The following is a 21,659-nucleotide window of genomic DNA, read 5'->3' as shown; positions in this document are numbered from 1 at the left end:
TAATCCGCCATCCGGAGGGATACGCCATGATCAAAGCCGAACAGATTTCCATCTTCCTGGAAAACCGCGCCGGACGCCTGGAAGAAGTGACCCGTGTCCTGGCCGAAGCCGGCATCAACATCCGGGCCCTGTCCCTGGCCGACACCTCGGATTTCGGCATCCTGCGCCTGATCGTCAGCGACCATGAAAAAGCCAAGGTCGCGCTCAAGGAACACGGTTTCACCGTCGGCAGAAACGCCGTGGTGGCTGTGGAAGTCCCGGATTCCCCGGGCGGCCTGCACTCCATGCTGCAAATGCTCTGCAACGGCGGCATCAATGTGGAATACATGTACGCCTTCGTACACCAGTGCGAGCACTCGGCGGTCATCATCGTCCGCTTCGACCGCACCGACCAGGCCATCGAACTGTTGCAGAAAAACAATATCAACATCATCCCCGGGGACAAACTCTACAAGATCTGACGCTCGCGCCCCGGATTCGCCGGGGCGTCATTTCCGCGGGAACGCGGCGGCGGCGAATCCTTCCTTTCGCCGCGTCCCCGCATTGCTTCGGGCTTTTCCGCCCACGTGTTCCGTATGCCAAAAATGACGTTTCCCCATCGGCTGTCGCGCCGGCTTCTCGGCGTGGCCTGTTTCGCCATCGTGCTCTATCTGGCCCTCGTAGCCCTGGATGCCGGCTTCTACCGCCTTGTGCCGCGAACGGATCTCTTTTCGACCAAACACAAGGAACTCCTCTATTCCTACGGCGTGTTCGATCCGGACACCAATCCGCGCTACCGGCCGTGGCTGCACGGCTACGTGAACCAACCCGGGCTGCCGCCGCGTCCCGGCACGGCCGACGACGCCTACCGGGCCTACGGCATGTACCTGCCCGACCCGCCGGCTTTGACCGTGTCCGGCACCGACGCTCTGGGCTGGTGGAACAGCCGCATGCCCCGCGACGCCAGCGTCCTTTTCATCGGCGATTCGTTTTGCTACGGCGCGGGCTCGGGCTCGGCGGCCTCCATCCCGGCCCTGTACGAGAAAGCGACGGGCAGACCCGTGTATGCGGCCTGCAAAAACGGCTACGGGCTTCCCCAATACCGGGACATCCTGCGCCGGCTGACCGAAGAGGTCCCGGCCAGCTCGCCCGAGCGTTTCCATGGGGACACGGTCTTCGTGCTCCTTTATATCGGCAACGACGTATCGGCGGACCTCTTCGTCTACCGCTCCCGGGTGGCCGAGGACGACCTCGGGCTGTCACGGCATTTTAAACTCCTCACGCTGCGCCGGCTGGTGCGCTTCTTGCGCGACGCGAACCGGGGTTCGGGGCAGGCCTGGGCCGCCGGGCCCAAGCCGACCGTCGACACCCACGGCTACTATCCCGTGCCCCTGACCGTGCCCACCCAGCGCGGCCTGCCCTTCGCCTTCCACCCCTTCTACCGCACCTTTGCCGACACCGCCTGGTTCGGCCCTCGCGAGGAGAAGCAGGTGGCCGAGGTCCTGGCGCAGCTGAAGCAGCTGGCGCAAAAGAAACACCTGAAACTGTACGTGGTCCTGATCCCCACCGCCTTGCAGGCGCTCTATCCGCGCATCGACTTCACGGCCGTGCCGTCGCGCAGCGAATTCGCGGCCAAGGCCGGCGACGAGACCCGCAACCTCAATGCCCTCCATGGCCTCGTCGGCCTGATGCTCGATCAGGCCGGCATACAGACCCTGGACATGTTGCGTCCCTTCATGGACGCCCCGGACGTCGGGCTCTACTACTGGCCCACGGATTCCCATCTCACGCCAGACGGCAACGCGGCTGTGGTCAAGGCCATGTGCGCCGCTTTTCCCCCGTCGGCGCCCGCCGCAAAAACACCCAACACTCCCATGCCTTGACAAACTTCCCGCTCCGTGACCTAACGTTGCCCAATAAGAAACGTATGGTCACGGAAACAGGGAAATGCGCATGGGAGGCCGAAATTTGACGCGCCGTGAGGCGCTGGTCTGGGAGCTTGCGCCATCGGGGGCCATGCGCGTGCCCTGCCTGCTCTTCGGTTCATCCCCGCTCATCGACGCGTTGGAGGACGGGGTGCTGACCCAACTGCGCAACGTGGCCAGCCTGCCCGGGGTGGTCGCGCCTGTCGTAGCCATGCCCGACGCCCATCCGGGCTACGGCTTTCCCATCGGCTGCGTGGCCGCCTTCGATCCCGAAGCCGGGGGCGTGGTCAGCGCCGGCGGCGTGGGCTTCGACATCGCCTGCGGCGTGCGCACCCTGCTGACCGACCTGGACGCGGCGGACGTGGCTCCGGTTCGGGAAGTCCTGGCCGATGCGCTTTTCGCCCGGATCCCGGCCGGCCTGGGCGGCACCGGCGGGCTTCGCCTGTCCGAACGCGACATGGATCGGATGCTTGCGGGCGGCGCGGTCTGGGCCGTAACCGAAGGCTACGGCGAGGCCGGGGACCTTACGCGTTGCGAGGAAGGCGGCCGCATGGAGGGGGCCGATCCCGAAGCCGTTTCGTCGCGCGCCCGGGAGCGCCAGCGCGATGCGCTCGGCACGCTGGGCTCCGGCAATCACTATCTCGAGGTGCAGCGGGTGGAGGAAATCTGCGACGCGCGCGCGGCGGCCGCTTTCGGGCTGCGCCCGGACCAAGTCGCGGTTTCGATCCATTGCGGCTCCCGGGGGCTGGGGCATCAAGTGGCCACGGACCATATGGCGATCATGCGGCAAGCCGCGCCGCGCCACGGCATCTCCCTGCCCGACCGGGACCTGGCCTGCGCCCCCATCGCATCGCCCGAAGGCGCACGCTATCTCGGAGCCATGCGCGCGGCCATAAACTGCGCCCTGGCCGGCCGGCAGGTCATCACCCATCTCGTGCGCGAAGTTTTTGCCGCGCTTTTTCCCGGCTGCCACCTGCGCCTGCTCTACGACGTGTCCCACAACACCTGCAAGGTCGAGCGCCACCCCACGCGACGGGGGAACCAGCAACTCCACGTCCACCGCAAAGGCGCGACCCGGGCCTTGGGACCGAGCCACCCCGACCTGCCCCAAGCCTTCCGGGGCGTGGGACAGCCGGTGCTGGTCGGGGGCAGCATGGGCACCGCCTCCTATATTTTATCCGGGACAGACGCGTCGCCGCCCGCCGCCTTCGCCTCGGCCTGCCACGGCGCGGGACGGACGCTTGGGCGCAAGCAGGCGGTCAAGCGCTTTCCCGGCCGCGGCGTCCTTGCCGCACTGACCGCAAAAGGCATCAGCCTTCGCGCCCACGACCTGCGCGGCCTTGGCGAGGAAGCGCCCCAAGCCTACAAGGACATCGAAGAAGTGATTCAGGCGGCCCACGGCCTGGGACTCGCCGTCAAAACCGCCAGGCTCCGCCCCCTGGCCTGCATCAAGGGATGATTCACCCATGCCCGAACAACTGATCCGCGAAACCGACGCCTTAGGCCGCCTGACCGGAGACGCCCTGCTCCTGCTCAATGAGAACGGCATCATCCTGCACGCCACCGACGCCGCCGGTGTGCTCTTCGGCACCCCACGCAACCAGTTGACGGGCCTGCCCTTCGGTATCCCCCTCGGCGCCTCGCCCAGCGGCACCGAAGTCACCATCGCGACCACCTCCCGCACAGCTCTCATGCGCCAGGAAAGCCTGGGCGAGGCGGGCCTGCCCCTGACCCGCATCTGGTTGCGCGACGTCACCGAGTTTAAAAAAGCCAAGACGGAGCTCACCGCCGCGCACGAGGCCGCCCTGGCCGGCGAACGCGCCAAAAGCAACTTTCTGGCCAACATCACCCACGAAATCCGCACGCCCATGATCGGCATCCTGGGCATGGCCGAGCTGACGCTGGCCACGGAGCTGACCTCCAAGCAACGAGAATACCTGGAGATGGCCCGGCATTCGGCCCAGTCGCTTTTGACCGTGCTCAACGACATCGTGGACTACGCCCGCATCGAGGTCGGCGCGCTCGAGCTGGCCAAGACCCCCTTCGACCTCTTCGCCACAGTGGAAGAGGCGGTCAGCGTTTTCCGCCCCCTGGCCGTCAAAAAAAACCTGTCCCTGGAATACCGTTTTCTCGGCGATGTGCCGCAAAACCTTGTCGGCGACGCCAGCCGGCTGCGCCAGATTCTCATCAACCTCGTCGGCAACGCGGTCAAATTCACCGATTCCGGCAGCGTTGTTCTGGCCATATGCCCGGAACCGGAAAAACAAAGCCCAGGCAAGGTGGGGCTGTGTTTCTCCGTGCGCGACACCGGCATCGGCATCCCCCGCGACAAGATCCCGGCCATTTTCGACAGCTTCACCCAGGCCGACGTGTCTCCGGCGCGGCGCTACCAGGGGGCGGGTCTGGGGCTTGCCATCGTACGGCACTTGGTCGAGATGCAAGGCGGCGAATACGGCGTGGAAAGCGAGGAAGGACAAGGCAGCATCTTTTCGTGCACCATGGAATTCGGCCTGCCGGCCGGCAGCGAAAAAGACGGCCCCGACGCCGTGACCGCCGCGCAGACGGCTCCTTCCCGTCCTCTGACCATCCTACTGGCCGAGGACAACCCCATCAACCAGATCTACGCCCAGGAACTGCTGGAAATGGACGGTCACCGGGTGATGGTGGCCCATACCGGACGCCGAGCCCTGGAGATGCTGCGCCGCCAGCGTTTCGACGTCATCCTCATGGACATCCAGATGCCGGAGATGGACGGGCTGGAGGCGACGCGGGCCATCCGCCAGGACACGACCGGCGACTTCGACCCGCAAATCCCCATCGTGGCCCTGACCGCCCATGCCCTCAAGGGGGACCGGGAAACGTTCCTGCGGGCCGGCATGAACGAATACTTGAGCAAGCCCGTCAGCCCCGAAAGCCTGGCCGCCGCCCTGTCGCGAGCCATGGGGCGGCAGGCCCCGGCCGCGCAAGAGGATGTCCCGGCCCAAAAGCCGACCGACGTCGCTATCCTGGAGTGGTCCGGACTTCTCACCAAGGCCCGGGGCAACACCGGATTTCTCATGAAGCTTTTTACGGCCTTCGTGGCCGAGCAGCCGGTCAACCTGGAATCCATGCGCGAGGCGCTGGCCCTGGCCGATTTCGATCAGCTGGCTTTCATGGCCCATTCACTCAAAGGTGCCGCCGCCACCATGTGCGCGCCCGTGTTGCGCGATGCCAGCCACGATCTGGAACGATCCGCCAAGGCTCCGAACCCCAAAGAAGCAGCCCAGGCCTTCGACGCCGTGGAGGCGGCCCTGCGCGACGTGGTGCGGGCCATGCGCGAAAAACTCACCGCCTTGGCTGTTTGAAGCGGGGAAAGAGAGAAGACCTGGGGGGAAACCTTTCTGAAGAAAGGTTATCCCCCCAGGCCCCCCTTCCAAAGACTTTCAACGATAACACCCCATCACCATTAAAAGTTTTTTGGAAGGGAGAGCGCGAGAGGGGAACCCTTTTTCCAAAAAGGGTTCCCCTCTCGCATCGCCTTTATCTTCACCCACCCTCAACACGTACAAGCTTGCTTGGGGGGTGTTTTTTCGTTGAAGGGCGACATCCGGCGCAGGGTATCGATGACTTTGGGCATCACTTCCAGCACCAGGTCCACGTCCTTGTCGGTGGTGTAGCGCGAGAGACTGAAGCGGATGGAACCGTGGGCGAAGGTGAAGGGCACGCCCATGGCCCGCAGCACGTGGGACGGCTCCAGGCTGCCCGAGGTGCAGGCCGAGCCCGAGCTGGCGCAGATGCCGTACTGGTCGAGCATGAGCAGGATGGCCTCGCCCTCCACATATTTGAAAGCGATACTTGAGGTATTGGGCAGCCGGTTGTCCGGGTCGCCGTTGACGATGGTATCGGGAACGCTGGCCAGGATGCCCTGCTCCAGCCGGTCACGCAACGCTTTGACGCGCGTATTTTCCTCGACCATGTTGTCGTGGGCAAGCGTCATGGCCTTGGCCAGGCCGATGATGCCGGCGGTGTTCTCGGTGCCGGCCCGACGGCCGCGCTCTTGGTGCCCGCCGATAAGAAACGGCCGGTAGGGAGTTCCCCTGCGCACGTAGAGCAGGCCCACGCCCTTTTGCGCATGGAGCTTGTGGCCGGAGAGGGCCAGCATATCCACGGGCAGTTCGGCCAGGTCGATACCCACCTTGCCCACGGCCTGCACGGCATCGGTGTGGACCAGCACGCCGCGCTCCTTGCACAGGGCGGCGATCTCCGGGATGGGAAAAATGGTCCCGGTTTCGTTATTGGCATACATGACGGACACCAGCGCCGTGTCCTTGCGGATGGCGCGGGAGAGTTCGCCGAGGTCGAGCCGCCCCTTCTCGTCCACTCCCAGATAGGTGACCTCGTAGTCCTTCTCCTCCAGATGCTTGGCCAGGCTCAGCACGGCCGGATGTTCCACCCGTGTGGTGATGAGGTGGCGTTTGTCCGGCTGGGCGGCCAGGGCGCTGCGGATAGCCGTATTGTCGGATTCCGAGCCGCAGGAAGTGAATATGATTTCCTCGGGCGCGCAGCCGAGCGTTTCTGCCGCGTCGGCCCGGGCCTTTTTCAGGCGATGCCCCACCTCGCCGCCGAAGGTGTGCATGCTCGACGGGTTGCCGTACAGCTCCCCGAAAAAGGGCAGCATCGCCTCGAGCACTTCCGGCGCGACCATGGTCGTGGCGTTGTTGTCGAGATACACCGGGTTCATTTGCCAGCCTCCTTGACCGTGATGTCGGGCTCCACCAGTTCCCGCAGCCGCTTTTGCACGAATTCGGTCAGCGTCACGTTGCTGACCGGACAGCCCTGGCACGCCCCGCGAAGGGCCACCAGCACCGTCTTGCCTTCGATGTCCAGCAGTTCGATGTCGCCGCCGTCCTTTTTGAGGTTGGGGCGGATCTCCTCGTCCATGACCTGGGTCACGCGCTTGACCCGTTCCAGGTTGGTAAGCCCCTTGGCCGGCGTCTTCGCCGCGCCGGCTTGCTGGCCAAGCTCCTCGTCCAGGATGGCTTGCAGCCGTTCCTGGCAGTCGCCGCAGCCGCCGCCGGCCTTGGTGAAGTCCGTGATCTCCTCCACGCTGGTCAGGGCGTTTTCGCGGATGGCCCGGCGGATCTGGCCTTCGTAGACGCCGAAACACTTGCACACCAGCTCGCCCTCGGGCTCGTGCTCCGGGGCCTTTTCGCCCAGATACCCGGCCAGGGCCGCCTCCAGGGCCTCCTGTCCCATGACCGAACAGTGCATCTTTTCCTTGGGCAGCCCGCCGAGATAGTCGGCAATGTCCTTGTTGGTGAGCTTTTTCGCTTCCTCGATGGTCTTGCCCTTGAGCAGCTCGGTCAGGACCGAACTCGAGGCGATTGCCGAGGCGCAGCCGAAGGTCTGGAAGCGGGCGTCCTCGATGACGCCGGCGTCGTTTATCTTCAGATACAGCTTGAGCGCGTCGCCGCAGGCAAGCGATCCGACCTCGCCCACGGCATTGGCGTCCTCAAGGCTGCCCACGTTGCGGGGATTGAGAAAATGATCCCTGACTTTATCGGTATATTCCCACATACTCTCCTCCGATCACCCTGGCGGTTTGGGGACAAACCAGTATAAGCCGCTTGCCGCGCCGCGAAAAGGGGTTTTGGCGTCTCACGCGCCCGTACAATTTCCTACCTTAGTAATAGGATTTATGAAGTCAATCACCTTCTTTACCCTTTTTGCCCCATGCGCTATCAATTCGACGGACAATCACCACGAAGCTCCAACCCCGACGCCGCTGACGACGCCCGGGACATAAGACAACCGCAGCAGCATGGCGGCGAAACCGTCGCCTCCGGAGAGGCGCGATGCTGGAAAAACTCGGGCTCATCGCCCTGGCCGGCGCAGCCGGCACCCTGGCCCGTTATTGGATTTCCGGGTTTGTGTACGGTCTGGCCGGTCGCCAATTCCCCTGGGGGACGGCGACCGCCAACATCCTCGGCTGCTTCCTGTTCGGCCTCATCTGGCAGCTCGGCGAAGGCCGGATGCTCATCCGCACCGAAACCCGGGCCATCATCCTCACAGGATTCATGGGCGCGTTCACCACCTTTTCCACGTTCATTTTCGAAAGCGGCGGCCTCATCGAGGACGGCCGCTACCTGACGGCCCTGGCCAATGTCGGATTCCAGACCGTGCTCGGCTTTGCCGCCCTTTTCGGCGGGTTGATGCTCGGCCGGATGTTTTGATGACGGCTGACGGGCCAGACCATGGCATCGCGAGAATCCTCGGCATTGAAGCGAGCCCGCGAAAGCGAGGCAACTCGCACATGCTGCTCCAGGCGGTCCTGGACGGCGCGCGCGGGAACGGCGCGGACGGCCAAGCGGTGCATCTGCGGGAATACCGATACGAACCTTGCCTGGGTTGCGAAGCCTGCCGCAAGGCAGGCGTCTGCACCGGGCTCCAGGACGGCATGACCCTCCTGTATCCAAAGATCGAGCAATGCTCCGGCTTGGCGCTTGTCTCCCCGGTGCATCAGTATAATATCAGCGCCAGGATGAAGGCCTTCCTCGACCGTCTGTACTGTTATTACGATTTCACGAACACGCGGCCCAGGGGCTGGTCGAGCCGATTGGCGGGCCAGGGAAGAAAGGCCGTCATCGGGGTCGTTGCCGAGCAAGCCGAAAAAAAGGATACCGGCGTCGCACTGGAGGCGATGCGGCTTCCGCTGGCCGCCCTGGGCTACGACATTGTGGGAGAATTCATCGCGCTCGGACTGTTTGACCTGGGCCGCGTCGCGCAGCATGAAGATATTCTTGCCCAGGCGCGGGAAGCCGGAAAACAGCTGGCCGGGGCTCTTTAAACAAGCAAGGGATCGCGGGTACCCCAACAAAAGGGAGGCCCCCGGCAGGGGCCATATTTGCAAGCGGGAGAAAACCATGACGGAATACGCCGAAGTGGAAGTGTTGCGCGTGTATTGCGGCGAATCCGACCGTAGCGACGGGCGGCCTGTCTATGAAGTGATCGTGGAGGAGGCCCGTCGGCACGGCGCGGCCGGGGCCACCGTGCTGCGCGGGGTGCTCGGGTTCGGGGCCGGCAGCCTTGTCCACACGGCCAAGTTGTTGCGCCTGTCCGAGGACCTGCCCATGGTGGTGGAGATCGTCGACCGGCCCGAGCGCATCGAGGCCGTGCTGCCCCGCATCGAGGGCGTGATCAAGGGCGGGCTCATCACGCGCCAGCGCGGCCTCACCGCCCGCTTTCATTGCCCTGTCCGGGTGCGCGACGTCATGGCCACGGCAGTGGCCACGGCCAACCGGGACACGCCGCTTCCGGTGGTGATGGACATGCTCGTTTCCCACGACAACAAGGCGGTGCTGGTCATCGAATCCGACGGTTCGGTGGCCGGAATCATCACGGGCGGCGATATCCTTATGCGCGGCGGCATGGCGGCGCGGCTGTCCCTGCAGGACATCCTGCCCGAGGACATCCGCAAAAACGAACGCGACAAGATTTCGGGACGCACCGCCGGCGAGGTCATGACCAGCCCGGTGGTGACGATCAATGACCGGACGAGCCTTCGCGACGCGGCCCAGCTCATGACCGGGAAAGGCCTCAAACGGCTTCCGGTGGTGGACGCCGCGGGCGAGCTCGTGGGGCTGGTCAGCCGGGTGGACATCCTGCGCGCGGCCTCTGACCTGGCCCCCTCGGCCCAGGCGCTGCCGCGCTTTACGGCCGGACTTTTCCAGCAGGCCCGGGACGTGATGATCACCGACGTGCCCACGGCCTTCCCGGACACGCCGCTGCACCAGGTGGTGGCCGCCATTGTCGCCTCGCCGCTTCGGCGCGCGGTGGTCGTGGACGCGGACAAGACGGTGCGCGGCATCATTCTCGACAGCGACCTGCTCCGGCGTTGCGGTCCGGCCCGAAAACCCGGCCTCATCGAGGCGCTTTTTTCCTTCGGCAAACCCGAGGAGACGGGGGCCTGCCCCACCGGCTCGGCGGCCGAGGTCATGGAACCAAACGTCCTTACCATCCACGAGGATGCGACCCTGATGGAAGTGCTGCAAAAAATGCTCGCGGCCAAGGTCAAACGGCTCGTGGTCGTGGACGACGCGGGCAAGCTGCTCGGCATGGTCGACCGCGAAGCGATTCTCCGCGTCATCGCCGGCGCGCATTGAGGGAAAAAGCGTGAGGGGAAACCCGCTCCCAAGGGGTCTCCCCTTTGGCGCGCCCCCTTGCGAAATTTCATAACGATAACATCCCCGCACGATGGGAAGTCTCCTCGTACGGCCCACGGCCAGGCAGGCGGGTGCGACTGGATTCACCCTTTGCCATGGCTGGCAATTCACGATAAGTCCGCCCTGCCCGGTCGTGTCACGATACGGCACCATCCAACCAAGACCGGGCATTCCAATTAAAAGCAAGGAGCAACACCCATGGAGCGTACCCTTTCCATCATCAAGCCCGACGCCGTTTCCCGCAATCTGGCCGGAGCCATCCTCAAAATGATCCAGGACGGGGGCCTTAAGGTCGTGGCCATGAAGATGATCCAGCTGTCCAAAGCCGAGGCCGAGGGTTTTTACGCCGTGCACAAGGAACGCCCGTTCTTCGGCAGCCTGGTGGACTTCATGATCTCCGGCCCGGTGGTCGTCTCCATCCTCGAGGGCGACGACGCCATCGCCCGCTACCGCAAGCTCATGGGCGCCACCAACCCGGCCAACGCCGAGGAAGGCACCATCCGCAAGACCTATGCCCTGGACATCGAGAAGAACTCCGTCCACGGCTCCGACGCCCCGGAAACCGCCGCTTTCGAAACGTCCTACTTCTTCAGCGCCCTGGAAATGGTGGGTTAGGGTCATGGCCGCCGTCATCGGCTTTCTCGGCGCGGGGAATATGGGCGGGGCCATCATCAATGGCCTTGTCGCCGTTGCCGACGTCTCGGCCCTGGCCTACGACGTGGACCCGGCCAAGGTGAAGGCGCTGGCCGACAAGAAGCTGGCCGCGCCGGCCGCGACCCCCGAGGCGCTGGCGGCGGGGGCCGATTACCTGATCCTGTGCGTCAAACCCCAGTACCTCGCCTCGGCCATGAAGGCTCTTACGCCGCATCTCAAGCCCGAGACGGTGGTCTGCTCCATCGTCGCCGGCGTGACCATGGCCCGGCTTCGGGAACTGACGGCCGGCAAATGCCCGGTGGTGCGCATCATGCCCAACACCCCGGCCTTGGTCGGCGCGGGCCAGTTCGCCCTGTGCCTGGAGGACCCGAAGCTGGGCGAGGCGCACCGGGCCTTCGTCCACGGGCTTTTCAACAAGCTTGGCCGCACCTACGTGCTCGAGGAAAAGCTCTTCGACGCCTTCACCGGCCTTGCCGGCTCCGGCCCGGCCTATGTCCTCTATTTCATGGAGGCGCTCATCGAATCCGGGGTGCTCGTGGGCTTTCCCCGGGACAAGGCCACGGATATCGTTTCCGGGCTCATCGAGGGCACGGCCAAGCTGGTCGCCGAATCCGGGCTTCATCCGAGCGTACTGCGCGAGATGGTCACCTCGCCGGCCGGCACCACCATCGAAGCGCTCATGCACCTCGACCGCAAGGCCGTGCGGGCGGCGGTCATCGACGCCGTGGCCGCCTCGCGTGACCGCTCCAAGGCCCTCGGCGCCTGACCGGCCCTTCTCCAAATCAAAAGCCCCCGGCGCCATGCGGCGCCGGGGGCTTTTTTCGTGGAATTGGATGCGCGACTAGGCGTTTTTCACCACATTCGTGGCTTTGGGACCCCGCTCGCCCTGAATGATGTCGAATTGCACAAGTTCGCCTTCGCGCAAGGTGCGAAAGCCTTCGCCCTCGATGGACGAGTAGTGGACAAACACGTCGTCCTCGCCCTCGCGCATGATGAAACCATAACCCTTCTTGTCACTGAACCACTTGACGGTACCTTCAAATCCCATAAGTCTGCCCTCCTCAAAAAGTCGTACTTTATTTTCTAGCACCACAAATTTGTTTGCGTCAATAAAAAAACTATCTCGCCTGGTAAAAATTCAAAACACAGCATTCGCCAACAGGATCCTGGACACGCGCAGAAAACGCAACGCAGAACATTCTATACGAAACAACTGTTACAATAAAACAGTTACTACGACAACAATTCCGCTTTCAAACAATACCAATCGCATCAACATTGCAAACCGTCTCGCATCCCAAAGGCTTTCGGTGGGGCCAAAGACCGGCTTTTGCACCAAGCGGCCAAAATACACGGATGGTCCTCCCATGGATGCGCCGCACAGCCACGCCGCGGCCGCCATGGGCCAGCCTGCATTCGGGCTAGCGCTTTTTCGGGCATCGGCAACGACATCGCCGAAGCGCACTGCTTTGCCCATGCCCAAAATCTTAGCTGCAATCCACATGCCAACGGCCGCAATCCTGGCCGGCAACCACGCCAGCGCATCGTCGGCCCTGGCCCCGAACCAGCCCAGGTCGCGGTACCGAGGCGTGCGGTAGCCCCACATGGAGTCGGCGGTGCTTACGGCCTTGTATGCCCAAAGTCCGGGCAGTCCGGCCACGGCCAGCCAAAAAAACGGCGCGACGAACGCATCGTTGGCGTTTTCGGCCACGGTCTCGGCCAGCGCCCGCCACAGTCCGGCCGCATCGAGCGCGGTCACGTCCCGGCTGACCAGCCCGGCAACGACCGTCCGGGCCGCTTCCACCTGCCCATTTTCAAGCAGCGCCGCCCCCTTGCGCCCCTCGCGCAAAAGCCCGCCCAGGGCCAAGCCGGCATAGGCGAAGTACAGGCCGCAAACGGCCCCTATGCCCGGTATTCGGCCGAGCAGCCAGACGATCCCGCCGCTTGTCCCGGCGACAAGGGCCACGCAACAGGCCCCGAAAAAGCGGTTACGCAGGCCCAGCCGGTCGGCCAGGGCGTCCAGAACCGCATAGGCCGCGCCAATGGCCCGCACCGGATGCGGCAGCCACAACGGATCGGCCAAGGCCAGATCCAGCCCCACGGCCAGGACAATCATCCACGTTTCAATATGCATGCAGGATTCCCGTAAGAAGTATTCATTTGGCCGGCCCGCGGGCGGATGGGCGGGACAACGCTTTGTCGCTATGTGATGCTTCTGACGATATGTCGGCGGAAAAATGCGCTTGACTGACCGCCCTGCCCCCTGTCGCCCCTGACCGCACGCCCCACCTCCAACAGCAATCCCAACCCGTCAGTACGAACCAACGCCCTGCGACAAACAACAATTCCATGCCCTCTCCAGTGAAAGAGCATCCCAAGACGTCCCCGGCGACGATCCGGATTCCCTATTGAAAATTTTTGAAGGGGGTCCTGGGGGAAACTTTTTCCAAAAAGTTTCCCCCAGGCCGCCGGAGGCAAAAAAACTACTCACCCACCACAGGCGGGCGACGCAGTTTTTTGGAAAAGCGGTCGAATTCGCTCAGGACGCAGCCGCAGTACGGCTGACGGTAGATGCCCCATTCCTTGGACAGGGCCACGCCTTCGTCCCAATCGACGCGGAAGTCTCGGTAGTAAAACGGGACGCCGTGGCTTGTGGCCTGCGCCTCGCCCAGGGCGCGCAGCAGGCCGTGGTCCTGATATTTGCTGTAGAGTAACGAGGAAGAGTACGCGTCGCACCCCAAGCGCCGGGCTGTTTCGGCCGCGCGGGCCAAACGCTCGTCCCAGCAGGGCCGGCAGCGCGCATCGGGATCGGCGGTCGACCGGCGCAGATGCGGCAGCGGGTCGTAGTCGTCGTAGAGCACGTCCACGCCAAGCTTGGCCGCCACCTGGGCCAGGGCGTCGCGACGGCGCAGGTATTCCATCACGGGCTGGATGTTGGGGTTGTAAAAAAGCCCCACCACGCGCAGTCCGGCCTCGCGCAGGCGCAAGATGGGCGCAATGGCGCAAGGCCCGCAGCAGATATGCAGCAACAGGCGTTCGGACATGGCTTCAGATGGCGGTGACGACGATCTTTTTCTTGAATTCCTCTTCCATGGCCGAAAGCCGCGCCCGCTTGTAATTGAGCAGGTACAAAGCCAGTTCCTCGGAGACCTTGGCCGTAACGGTTTCCTGGCCGGAGTCCTTGCGCAGCTGGCGGTAGATGTCCTTGAGCACGGTCAACGCCTGCCATTCGTGGTTGCGCCGCTGGCCCGAGCCCTTGCAGCAGGGACAGGTCTCGGAGGTGATGGAAAGCGCCGAGGACCCCAGGCGCTGGCGCACGATTTCGAGCAGCCCGAAACGGGAGATGCGGCCGACGTCGGTGCGGGCCCGGTCGCTTTTGAAGGCCGCGCGCAGGGTCTTTTCCACCTCGGCCACGTGCTTGCGGTCCTTCATCTCGATGAAGTCGATGACGACCTGGCCGCCGATGTCGCGAAGGCGCAGCTGGCGGGCCACTTCCTCGGCCGCCTCGACATTGGTCTTGAGCGCCATTTCGCGGAAATTCGATTCGCCGCCGATCTTGCCGGAGTTGATGTCCACGGCGGTCAGGGCCTCGGCATGGTCGAAGGCCAGCACCCCGCCGCTCGGCAGGGTCACCTCGCGGCCGTAGAGCTGCTCGATCTGCTTGCGCAGGTTGAAGCGGTCCCAAAGCGGCACGTCCATGTCGGTGTGCTGTTTGACGATGCTCGGACGGCGCGGATAGATCAGGGAGGACATCTCCGCCACCCGGCCGGCGGTTTCCGGCTCGTCCACCCAGATTTCGCCCACCTCGTCGGTAAGGTAGTCGCGCACGGCCCGGGAAGACAGGTCCAGCTCCTGGTAGATCAGGCTCGGCGTCTCGGCCGTGGTGCCGCGCTGGCGCACTTCCTTCCACAGGCGCTTCAAGTAGGACAGGTCGCGTTCGAGGGCGGTCTTGGACTGGGACAGAGCGGCGGTGCGCACGATGATGCCGAGCCCCTCTTCCAGCTTGAGCCCGGAAATGGCTTCCTTGAGCCGCTTGCGTTCGGCCTCGTCCTCGATCTTGCGGGAGACGCCGCGCTGTTCGCGTCCGGGGGTCAGCACGAAATACCGGCCCGGCAGGGACAGGTAAGTGGTCAGAAACGCGCCCTTGTGGCCGGTCGGCTCCTTGACCACCTGGACGAGCAGCTCCTGGTTTTTTTTCAGCGCCTTCTGGATGGGCGGATACTTGGGGCGGCGCTCCCCGGCATGGACGATCTGGTAGTATTCGGGGTGCACCTCGTCGATCTGCAAAAAGCCGTTGCGCTCAGCCCCGTAATTGATGAACGCCGCCTGCAAGGCCGGATCGATGTTGTGGATGCGGCCCTTGTAGATGTGCCCCCGGGTCTTGGCCTGGTGCACCATCTCGACGTAATATTCCAACAGCAGGCCGTCCTCGGCCACGGCCACCTCGACCTGTTCGCCGGGCAGCACGCTGATGAACATCTTCTGTTTACGTTTCTTTCCTCTGCTCATTGAATGAAAACTCCCTGCCGCCGGCGGACGCTCCGCCGGGGCGAAATTTGGTATTATCCGGCCTGGCCGGAGTAAAAAATTTCCCCGCCCGCGCTCTCCCGGCGCACCGTCCCGTCACGCTCCAGGGCGTCGAGGGCGGCCTGCACGGCGTCAAGCGTCCGTCCCAGGGCGAGGCTTATGCCCTTCGCCGTCTGAGGACGCCGGGTGACGGACGCGGCGATGCGGGCCGTGAGATCGTCCGTCCGCCCGGCGGCAGGAACGCGGGCGCGCAAAGCGGCCGGCCCATGCCCTTCGGACGCGTCCTCGGCCGACGAAGGGGCCGCGACGCCGAGCGCCTGGCGGAAACGGGCCAGGACTTCGGGCACGACGGGCGCGGCGCCCAAATGGGCCCCCGGGCGGGACATGGTGACCACATCCACCCGGTCCGGGGCCAGCTCCCGGCAAAACGCGCGCAAAAGTTCCAGATTTTCTTCCGAATCGTTCCCGCCGGCCAGGAGCAGGATTTCCAGGTACAACCGACCGGCGAACCCGGCGCGGAAATCAAGCAGGCCCCGGCGGATGGCGGCAAGGTCCATGGACGGATGGGGACGGTTGACGCGGCGATACTCGGCCGCGACCAGCGTATCCATGGAAGGCAACACAATGTCGGCCCCGGCGATGTCGCGGCGCACCTGCGGGTCGGACAGCAGGCTCGAGTTGGTGAGCACGGCGACGGGCACGTCCGGGAAAAGTTCCTTGGCCCCGGCGATGATCGCGGCGCAGTCGGTATTGAGCGTCGGTTCGCCGAGTCCGCCGAGGGTGACGGCGTCGAGGGGGCCGCAACCGGCCGCCTTGACGGACGCCAGTTCCGCCAAAAGATGTTCGGCCGGGACGTAGGGCTTGCGGGCGACGGTCAAGGCATCCGTCGGCCCCACCTCGCAATAGAGGCAGTCGAAGGTGCAAATTCTTGCGCCAAGCAGGTCCAACCCCAGCGACAATCCGAGGCGGCCCGAGCGGACCGGGCCGAAAATAAAGCGATGTGCGTTCGTGGCGCGATCCTCCTTGTCGCGTCGCAGGCATCTTGACAGGGCAGCCCCGGGCGTGGACAAGGGCCATCGACTCTTACGGCATATGGAGCATACCGTGAAACAAGGCGATTTGATACTTCTGGTCTCTCCCAAGGGCAAGCGATATCTGAAGCGTTTTACGCCGGATATGATCCTGCACACCCAGGAAGGCATGATCCGGTTTTCGGATGTGGAGGCCGCGGGCTGCGGCGGCGCGGTCACGACCCACCTCGGCCACCAGTTTCGCATCCTGCGCCCGTCGACCTACGATCTGGTCAAGGGCGTCAAACGCTCCACCCAGATCATGTACCCCAAGGAGATCGGCTATGTCCTGCTCAAATTGGGCATCGGGCCGGGGGTGCGCGTCATCGAGGCCGGCAGCGGCTCCGGCGGCCTGACGCTGGCCCTGGCCTGGCTCGTGGGCGAGACGGGCCGGGTCTACACCTTCGAGCGGCGTCCGGAATTCTACGAACTTTCCGGCGAAAACCTCGAAGCCGTGGGCCTTTCCGACCGTGTCAGCCGGTTTCGTCACGACATCAGCACCGGATTTTACCCGGAAAGTCACATTCCCGGCAATCCGCTGACCGATCCTTCGGGAGCGGACGCGCTTTTTCTCGACGTACGCACGCCATGGGACTATCTTGACGCCGCCGCCGAGGTGGTATGCCCGGGCGCGCCGGTGGGCTTTTTACTGCCCACGACCAACCAGATCAGCGATCTCCTGCGCGCCCTGGAACATTCCCCGTTCGATGACGTCGAGGTCCTCGAAATCCTTGTGCGCCATTACAAGCCCGTCCCCGACAGGCTGCGGCCCGAGGACCGCATGGTGGCCCACACGGGGTTCCTGGTCTTCGCGCGCCATGGCGGCCGCGAGGCCTACAAACGCCCCCAGCCGCTGCCGGCCGTGCCGGAGGGCTGGACGCCCGACCCGCAGGACGCGGCAACCACTGAAACCGTCGCTGACGATTGACCTCGGCGGTGCCAACAGCTAAGACACATACCATGCCCCCTATTGTGCTCCGCGCCGAGCCGCCCCAGTCCATCAAACGCCTGCTCGATCCTCTGTCATCGTTGCTTGGCATCCCCGTGGCCGTCCAATCGGCGGCCGACATCCCCGTCTGGCCCGATCCCGGCCAGGAAGCCCATGCCATCCTGCATCGGGAGTTCGCCGAGCGCGGAGCCTGTCCCCTGCTGCTGCACCCGGAGCGAATTCCCTTGGACGGCGGGCAACCCGCCTCTGCCTGTCCCCTCGGGATGACGGTGCGGCGGTTCGCCGTGCCCCTGAGCGACGAGCGTACGGGCGTGCTCACCATGGGGCCGTATTTCCTGCATGCCGCGGACCGGGAGAGCCTGCGCGGGCGTTCCACCGCCGCCGACGCCGCCTTGGCCCAGGTCCCCTGCGTGCCGGCCGACCGCCACGCGACGCTCAAGGCGTTTTACAGGGAATTCGCTTCGTTCATTGGTTCGGCCGCCAAGGCCGGCGCGGCCAAGCAGACGTTTCTGGCCAATATGAGCCACGAACTGCGCACGCCCCTAAACGGCATCATGGGGATGCTGAGCCTCCTGCTCCAGAGCGATATGGGACCCAGGCAGCGCCAGTTTCTGGAGCTGGCCATGGACGCCTCCAACCAACTGCTCGGCGTGGTCAACGACCTGCTGGAGATGACCAACATCTCCATGGGCCGGCTGGAACTGGCCGAGGAACCTTTCGAATTGCGCCGGGGCCTGGCCGACCTCCTCGAAGCCTGCGACGAGGATGCGTCGCGACGCGGTCTGACGTTCACGGTCGTGGTGGACGCCGACGTCCCGGAAGTCCTGGTCGGCGACGTGGCCCGGCTGCGGCAAGTGCTGCTCAACATCATCGGCAACGCCGTGAAGTTCACGAACGACGGTTCGGTGGCGGTCCATATCTCCCGCCAGTCCACGGCGACCGACGGGGAAAGCTCCACCTTGCAGTTCACCGTGGTCGACACCGGCATCGGCATCCCCCCGGACAAGCAACGCATCATTTTCGAACGTTTCGCCATCGCGGAAAATTTTCTGAGCAAACGCTACGGCGCCACAGGGCTCGGCCTGTCCATCTCCAAGGAGATCGTGGAAAAAATGGGCGGGGCCATGCGGCTTCGCAGCGTGCCCGGCCAGGGAAGCGCCTTTTCCTTCACGGCCGTTTTCCGCCACCCCGAGCCGTACCGGGACTCGACCGACGCCGGCCTCCCCCCCCAGCCGCCCCTGCGTTGCCAGGGCGCGGTCATCGCCTATGTCGAAAACGAGCCCGTAAGCCAGCTCCTCGTGCGCCGCATCCTCGAGGATCGCGGCTATCTCGTGCTCTTGGCCGACAGCATCGCCAGGCTGCGGGAGATCCTGCCCACCCGCACGGTGGACATAATCCTCCTGGACATCCAGATGGCGGGCCAAGCCGGAGTGGAATGCATGGCGCGCATCCGTTCCGGGGAAATCGAGGGCGTGCCGGACGACATCCCCATCATCGGCCTGTCCGCCCAGGCCGCTGTCGCCGCCCTCCAAAGCTGTCTCGAGGCCGGCCTCACCGACGCCATAACCAAGCCCGTGACCCGCCAAAGCCTGCTTGCCGTCGTGGAACGCGCCATGCCGGGATGCCGTGGAACGGATCGCTTGAAATCTCCAGCCGCCTAGGCTATAAAGCCTTCCTTTTTCCCGCCTCGGGATTTCGCCTTCATAAGGAGATCTGTCATGACCCGAAAGGACCGTACCGAGGGCATCTATTCCCGCCGGGAAGTGCTCGACGAATCCGAACGCCGGCAATACTACCAGATCCAGATCAAGGACCTGCTTTCGTACGCCTACCGTTATTCCGAGGACGTCAAGAAACGTTTTGACCGCGCCCAGTTCCAGGCGTCAAAGTTCAAGACCCTCTCGGACCTCAAGCACATCCCCATTCTCAAGAAAAAAGAGCTCATCTTCCTCCAGTCCATGGGGCCCCGCCTGGGCGGGCTTCTCACCAAGGACATGGGCGAGCTGCGCCGCATCTTCCTGTCCCCGGGCCCCATCTTCGACCCCGAGGATCGCGAGGACGACTACTGGGGCTGGACCGAGGGCTTCTACGCCAGCGGCTTCCGTTCCGGCGACCTCGTCCAGGTCACCTTCAACTACCACCTGACCCCGGCCGGGCTCATGTTCGAGGAACCGCTGAAAAACCTCGGTTGCGCCGTGGTGCCGGCTGGTCCGGGCAACTCCACCACCCAGCTCGAGATCATGCAGAAACTGCGCGCCACAGGCTACGTGGGCACGCCGAGCTACCTCATGCACCTGGCCCAGAAGGGCGAGGAGATGGGCCTCAACCTGCGCAAGGACCTCTACCTGGAAGTGGCCTTCGTCACGGGCGAGAAGTTTTCCGAGAAGCTGCGCTCCAACCTGGAAAAGAAGTTCGACATCATCATGCGCCAGGGCTACGGCACGGCCGACGTCGGCTGCGTGGGCTACGAATGCTTCCACAAGACGGGCCTGCACATCGCCAACCGCGCCTTTGTCGAGATCTGCCACCCCGACACCGGCATTCCGCTCAAGGACGGCGAGGTGGGCGAGATCGTGGTCACGGCCTTCAACAAGACCTATCCGCTCATTCGCCTGGCCACCGGCGACCTGTCCTACATCGAGCGCGCCCCCTGCCCCTGCGGCCGCACCTCGCCGCGCCTGGGTTCCATCGTCGGCCGCGTGGACACCACCGCCCGCATCAAGGGCATGTTCGTCTACCCGCACCAGGTCGAACAGGTCATCACCCGGTTCGAGGAAATCAAGCGCTGGCAGATCGAGGTCACCAACCCTGGCGGCATCGACGAAATGAACCTCATCGTCGAGGCTTCCAACTTCAAGCGCGAAGAAGACCTGCTTCACAAGTTCCGGGAAAAGATCAAACTGCGTCCGTCGCTGACCGTCGTCGCGCCCGGCACCCTGCCGCCGCAGATCCGGCCCATCGAGGACAAGCGCAAGTGGGATTAGGGAAAAAAACCGGGGGAAAACTTTTCTGAAGAAAAGTTTTCCCCCGGACCCCCTTTTCAATGACTTTCAATAGTAATGGGATGTTACGCATAACTACCCTCACCGCCATAAACTTTAGGAAGGGGAGAACGCGAGAGGGGAGAACCCTTTTGAAGGGGTTTCCCCTCTCGCATCTTCCTGTCTTTTTCCTCTTCTCTTCACTCCTCCTGGCCGGCTGCGCCGGAAAAAACGTCCCGGTTCCCATGGCCCCGGGCCATGTCGCTCCGGAGACCCTGGTCGGCGCCTTGGGCGCGCCGCTTTCACCCCGGGAGTTTACGGCCACATTTCTCTCGGCCGATTACATCCTGGCCGGCGAGGAGCATCCCAATCCCTGCGATCACCTGGCCCAGGCGGAGCTCATTCGCCGCCTCGTCGCCGCCGGCGTGCGTCCGGCCATCGGCCTGGAAATGCTGCCCGTCGAGACCCAGCCCGTCCTCGATGCCTTCAGCGCCGGAAAGCTGGCCGTGGCCGACCTGCCCCGGGCCCTCGATTGGAAAAAGACCTGGGGCTACGATTTCGCGCTCTACGAACCGATTTTCGCGGCCGCCCGGCAATACCGCCTGCCGGTCTTCGCCTTGAACGCCCCCCGGGGACTGGCCCGCAAAGTCGGCCAAAAGGGCCTGGACAACCTCACCCCGAGCGAACGGGCCGCCTTGCCCGGAACCATTGTGCCTCCCGACCCGGCCCAGGTGCAGGAACTGCGCGCGGTTTACGACGAACACGCCGCCAGGCTCGAAAAAATGATCAAGGCCGGCAAGAAAAAAACCGACGGCCGCGACCGCTTCGCCGATTTCATAACCGTCCAGTCGCTTTGGGACACGCAGATGGCCTCCCGGGCCCTGTACGCCCATGCCGCAAGCAAGCGGCCGGTGGTTATCATCGCCGGCGGCGGCCATGTGGAGCGCGGCTGGGGCATTGCCCGCCGCCTGGCCGAACTCGATCCCGGGGCCACGATCGCAACCGTCATGCCCTGGCGCGGCGGCGAAAAGCCAGAAGCCGACCTCGCCCAGACTTTTTTTTCCTGCCCGGCCGTGCACCGCAGCCGGCTCGGCATGACGCTGTCACGGGAGGAGCCGGCCGCCGGTGAAAAGCCCGCGCCGCTGCTCGTGACCGCCATCGCTCCCGGTTCCCCCGCCGCCAAGGCCGGCCTTTTGCCGGGCGACGCCGTCACCGCCGCCGGGGGCCACGAAGCGACCGCGCTCTCCGTGCTCCACACCGCCGCCATGGAAGCGATTGCGGCCGGAAAGCCGCTCACGCTCACCGTCTCTCGGGCCGGCGAGACCATCGACATCGCCATCCCCCTGAAGATGCCCGCCGCCGCCAAGAAGTAA

Annotated in this window: 20 protein-coding genes; 13 read left to right on the top strand and 7 right to left on the bottom strand. The window is 64.4% G+C overall.

The window, feature by feature from the left end:
• Window positions 1–29 precede the first annotated feature (29 nt).
• From DESFRDRAFT_RS07160 to DESFRDRAFT_RS07145, 4 genes are all read left to right on the top strand, one after another.
• Window positions 30–461 (top strand): ACT domain-containing protein, encoded by a 432-nt coding sequence (locus DESFRDRAFT_RS07160; protein WP_043794147.1) that lies wholly within the window; start codon window positions 30–32, stop codon window positions 459–461.
• 123 nt (window positions 462–584) lie between these two features.
• The gene (locus tag DESFRDRAFT_RS07155; protein WP_005992538.1) at window positions 585–1,862 is read left to right on the top strand and encodes a hypothetical protein; all 1,278 of its coding nucleotides are present in this window, start codon (window positions 585–587) and stop codon (window positions 1,860–1,862) included.
• Between the two features lie 70 nt (window positions 1,863–1,932).
• A complete protein-coding gene (locus DESFRDRAFT_RS07150; RefSeq protein WP_005992536.1) occupies window positions 1,933–3,363 on the top strand; it encodes an RtcB family protein in 1,431 nt (476 codons plus the stop codon).
• A gap of 7 nt (window positions 3,364–3,370) precedes the next feature.
• Entirely contained in the window at window positions 3,371–5,248 is a 1,878-nt protein-coding gene (locus tag DESFRDRAFT_RS07145) for a response regulator (RefSeq protein ID WP_005992535.1), read from the top strand.
• A 191-nt stretch (window positions 5,249–5,439) separates the two neighbouring features.
• Here DESFRDRAFT_RS07145 and nifS read toward each other — a convergent pair whose 3' ends face one another.
• Both nifS and nifU read right to left on the bottom strand, forming a co-directional pair.
• Window positions 5,440–6,624, bottom strand: coding sequence for a cysteine desulfurase NifS (gene nifS / locus DESFRDRAFT_RS07140; RefSeq protein WP_005992534.1), 1,185 nt, complete (start codon window positions 6,622–6,624; stop codon window positions 5,440–5,442).
• A complete protein-coding gene (gene nifU / locus DESFRDRAFT_RS07135; protein ID WP_005992533.1) occupies window positions 6,621–7,460 on the bottom strand; it encodes a Fe-S cluster assembly protein NifU in 840 nt (279 codons plus the stop codon). Before nifU ends, nifS begins: the two co-directional genes overlap by 4 nt.
• A gap of 278 nt (window positions 7,461–7,738) precedes the next feature.
• Between nifU and DESFRDRAFT_RS07130 the strand changes: the two genes are divergently transcribed.
• The 5 genes from DESFRDRAFT_RS07130 to proC all read left to right on the top strand — a co-directional run bounded on the left by DESFRDRAFT_RS07130 (window position 7,739) and on the right by proC (window position 11,525).
• Window positions 7,739–8,116 (top strand): fluoride efflux transporter FluC, encoded by a 378-nt coding sequence (locus DESFRDRAFT_RS07130; protein ID WP_005992532.1) that lies wholly within the window; start codon window positions 7,739–7,741, stop codon window positions 8,114–8,116.
• The gene (locus tag DESFRDRAFT_RS07125; RefSeq protein ID WP_043794111.1) at window positions 8,116–8,730 is read left to right on the top strand and encodes a flavodoxin family protein; all 615 of its coding nucleotides are present in this window, start codon (window positions 8,116–8,118) and stop codon (window positions 8,728–8,730) included. Before DESFRDRAFT_RS07130 ends, DESFRDRAFT_RS07125 begins: the two co-directional genes overlap by 1 nt.
• Window positions 8,731–8,806: 76 nt before the next feature.
• A complete protein-coding gene (locus DESFRDRAFT_RS07120; protein WP_005992530.1) occupies window positions 8,807–10,045 on the top strand; it encodes a DUF190 domain-containing protein in 1,239 nt (412 codons plus the stop codon).
• A 258-nt stretch (window positions 10,046–10,303) separates the two neighbouring features.
• Complete coding sequence (ndk, locus tag DESFRDRAFT_RS07115; protein ID WP_005992529.1) at window positions 10,304–10,720, top strand: nucleoside-diphosphate kinase; 417 nt, start codon at window positions 10,304–10,306, stop codon at window positions 10,718–10,720.
• A 4-nt stretch (window positions 10,721–10,724) separates the two neighbouring features.
• Window positions 10,725–11,525, top strand: coding sequence for a pyrroline-5-carboxylate reductase (gene proC / locus DESFRDRAFT_RS07110; protein WP_005992528.1), 801 nt, complete (start codon window positions 10,725–10,727; stop codon window positions 11,523–11,525).
• A 75-nt stretch (window positions 11,526–11,600) separates the two neighbouring features.
• On the opposite strand, the gene DESFRDRAFT_RS07105 is transcribed toward proC, so the two are convergent.
• The 5 genes from DESFRDRAFT_RS07105 to DESFRDRAFT_RS07085 all read right to left on the bottom strand — a co-directional run bounded on the left by DESFRDRAFT_RS07105 (window position 11,601) and on the right by DESFRDRAFT_RS07085 (window position 16,356).
• Window positions 11,601–11,807 (bottom strand): cold shock domain-containing protein, encoded by a 207-nt coding sequence (locus DESFRDRAFT_RS07105; protein WP_005992527.1) that lies wholly within the window; start codon window positions 11,805–11,807, stop codon window positions 11,601–11,603.
• Window positions 11,808–11,975: 168 nt separating this feature from the next.
• Complete coding sequence (gene cbiB, locus DESFRDRAFT_RS07100; RefSeq protein WP_005992526.1) at window positions 11,976–12,893, bottom strand: adenosylcobinamide-phosphate synthase CbiB; 918 nt, start codon at window positions 12,891–12,893, stop codon at window positions 11,976–11,978.
• Window positions 12,894–13,242: 349 nt separating this feature from the next.
• Window positions 13,243–13,803, bottom strand: a complete 561-nt coding sequence (locus tag DESFRDRAFT_RS07095; RefSeq protein WP_005992524.1) for an epoxyqueuosine reductase QueH — start codon at window positions 13,801–13,803, stop codon at window positions 13,243–13,245.
• Between the two features lie 4 nt (window positions 13,804–13,807).
• Window positions 13,808–15,268, bottom strand: coding sequence for an Rne/Rng family ribonuclease (locus tag DESFRDRAFT_RS07090; RefSeq protein WP_005992522.1), 1,461 nt, complete (start codon window positions 15,266–15,268; stop codon window positions 13,808–13,810).
• Window positions 15,269–15,321: 53 nt separating this feature from the next.
• A complete protein-coding gene (locus DESFRDRAFT_RS07085; protein ID WP_005992520.1) occupies window positions 15,322–16,356 on the bottom strand; it encodes a radical SAM protein in 1,035 nt (344 codons plus the stop codon).
• A 34-nt stretch (window positions 16,357–16,390) separates the two neighbouring features.
• On the opposite strand from DESFRDRAFT_RS07085, the gene DESFRDRAFT_RS07080 reads away from it, so the two are divergent.
• The 4 genes from DESFRDRAFT_RS07080 (at window position 16,391) to DESFRDRAFT_RS07065 (ending at window position 21,659) form a co-directional block, all read left to right on the top strand.
• Window positions 16,391–17,284, top strand: coding sequence for a tRNA (adenine-N1)-methyltransferase (locus tag DESFRDRAFT_RS07080; protein WP_005992518.1), 894 nt, complete (start codon window positions 16,391–16,393; stop codon window positions 17,282–17,284).
• Between the two features lie 32 nt (window positions 17,285–17,316).
• Window positions 17,317–18,966 carry an ATP-binding protein gene (locus DESFRDRAFT_RS07075; protein WP_005992517.1) on the top strand — a complete coding sequence of 550 codons (1,650 nt, stop codon included), beginning with the start codon at window positions 17,317–17,319 and terminating at the stop codon, window positions 18,964–18,966.
• Between the two features lie 57 nt (window positions 18,967–19,023).
• Window positions 19,024–20,289 carry a phenylacetate--CoA ligase family protein gene (locus DESFRDRAFT_RS07070; protein WP_005992516.1) on the top strand — a complete coding sequence of 422 codons (1,266 nt, stop codon included), beginning with the start codon at window positions 19,024–19,026 and terminating at the stop codon, window positions 20,287–20,289.
• 149 nt (window positions 20,290–20,438) lie between these two features.
• The gene (locus DESFRDRAFT_RS07065; RefSeq protein WP_233489576.1) at window positions 20,439–21,659 is read left to right on the top strand and encodes a ChaN family lipoprotein; all 1,221 of its coding nucleotides are present in this window, start codon (window positions 20,439–20,441) and stop codon (window positions 21,657–21,659) included.

It is taken from the genome of Solidesulfovibrio fructosivorans JJ], assembly GCF_000179555.1.
Classification (GTDB): domain Bacteria; phylum Desulfobacterota; class Desulfovibrionia; order Desulfovibrionales; family Desulfovibrionaceae; genus Solidesulfovibrio; species Solidesulfovibrio fructosivorans.
Note: the sequence above shows the minus strand (reverse complement) of the source record. Positions and strands in the feature narration are given on the sequence as shown.

Excerpts from the sequence above, each read along its gene's own strand:
- DESFRDRAFT_RS07120 (WP_005992530.1), top strand. The coding sequence starts at position 8,807 with ATGACGGAATACGCCGAAGTGGAAGTGTTGCGCGTGTATTGCGGCGAA.
- DESFRDRAFT_RS07155 (WP_005992538.1), top strand. The coding sequence starts at position 585 with ATGACGTTTCCCCATCGGCTGTCGCGCCGGCTTCTCGGCGTGGCCTGT.
- ndk (WP_005992529.1), top strand. The coding sequence starts at position 10,304 with ATGGAGCGTACCCTTTCCATCATCAAGCCCGACGCCGTTTCCCGCAAT.
- DESFRDRAFT_RS07145 (WP_005992535.1), top strand. The coding sequence starts at position 3,371 with ATGCCCGAACAACTGATCCGCGAAACCGACGCCTTAGGCCGCCTGACC.
- DESFRDRAFT_RS07130 (WP_005992532.1), top strand. The coding sequence starts at position 7,739 with ATGCTGGAAAAACTCGGGCTCATCGCCCTGGCCGGCGCAGCCGGCACC.
- DESFRDRAFT_RS07150 (WP_005992536.1), top strand. The coding sequence starts at position 1,933 with ATGGGAGGCCGAAATTTGACGCGCCGTGAGGCGCTGGTCTGGGAGCTT.
- DESFRDRAFT_RS07125 (WP_043794111.1), top strand. The coding sequence starts at position 8,116 with ATGACGGCTGACGGGCCAGACCATGGCATCGCGAGAATCCTCGGCATT.
- DESFRDRAFT_RS07095 (WP_005992524.1), bottom strand. The coding sequence starts at position 13,803 with ATGTCCGAACGCCTGTTGCTGCATATCTGCTGCGGGCCTTGCGCCATT.
- DESFRDRAFT_RS07070 (WP_005992516.1), top strand. The coding sequence starts at position 19,024 with ATGACCCGAAAGGACCGTACCGAGGGCATCTATTCCCGCCGGGAAGTG.
- nifU (WP_005992533.1), bottom strand. The coding sequence starts at position 7,460 with ATGTGGGAATATACCGATAAAGTCAGGGATCATTTTCTCAATCCCCGC.
- DESFRDRAFT_RS07090 (WP_005992522.1), bottom strand. The coding sequence starts at position 15,268 with ATGAGCAGAGGAAAGAAACGTAAACAGAAGATGTTCATCAGCGTGCTG.
- DESFRDRAFT_RS07105 (WP_005992527.1), bottom strand. The coding sequence starts at position 11,807 with ATGGGATTTGAAGGTACCGTCAAGTGGTTCAGTGACAAGAAGGGTTAT.
- DESFRDRAFT_RS07075 (WP_005992517.1), top strand. The coding sequence starts at position 17,317 with ATGCCCCCTATTGTGCTCCGCGCCGAGCCGCCCCAGTCCATCAAACGC.
- cbiB (WP_005992526.1), bottom strand. The coding sequence starts at position 12,893 with ATGCATATTGAAACGTGGATGATTGTCCTGGCCGTGGGGCTGGATCTG.
- proC (WP_005992528.1), top strand. The coding sequence starts at position 10,725 with ATGGCCGCCGTCATCGGCTTTCTCGGCGCGGGGAATATGGGCGGGGCC.
- nifS (WP_005992534.1), bottom strand. The coding sequence starts at position 6,624 with ATGAACCCGGTGTATCTCGACAACAACGCCACGACCATGGTCGCGCCG.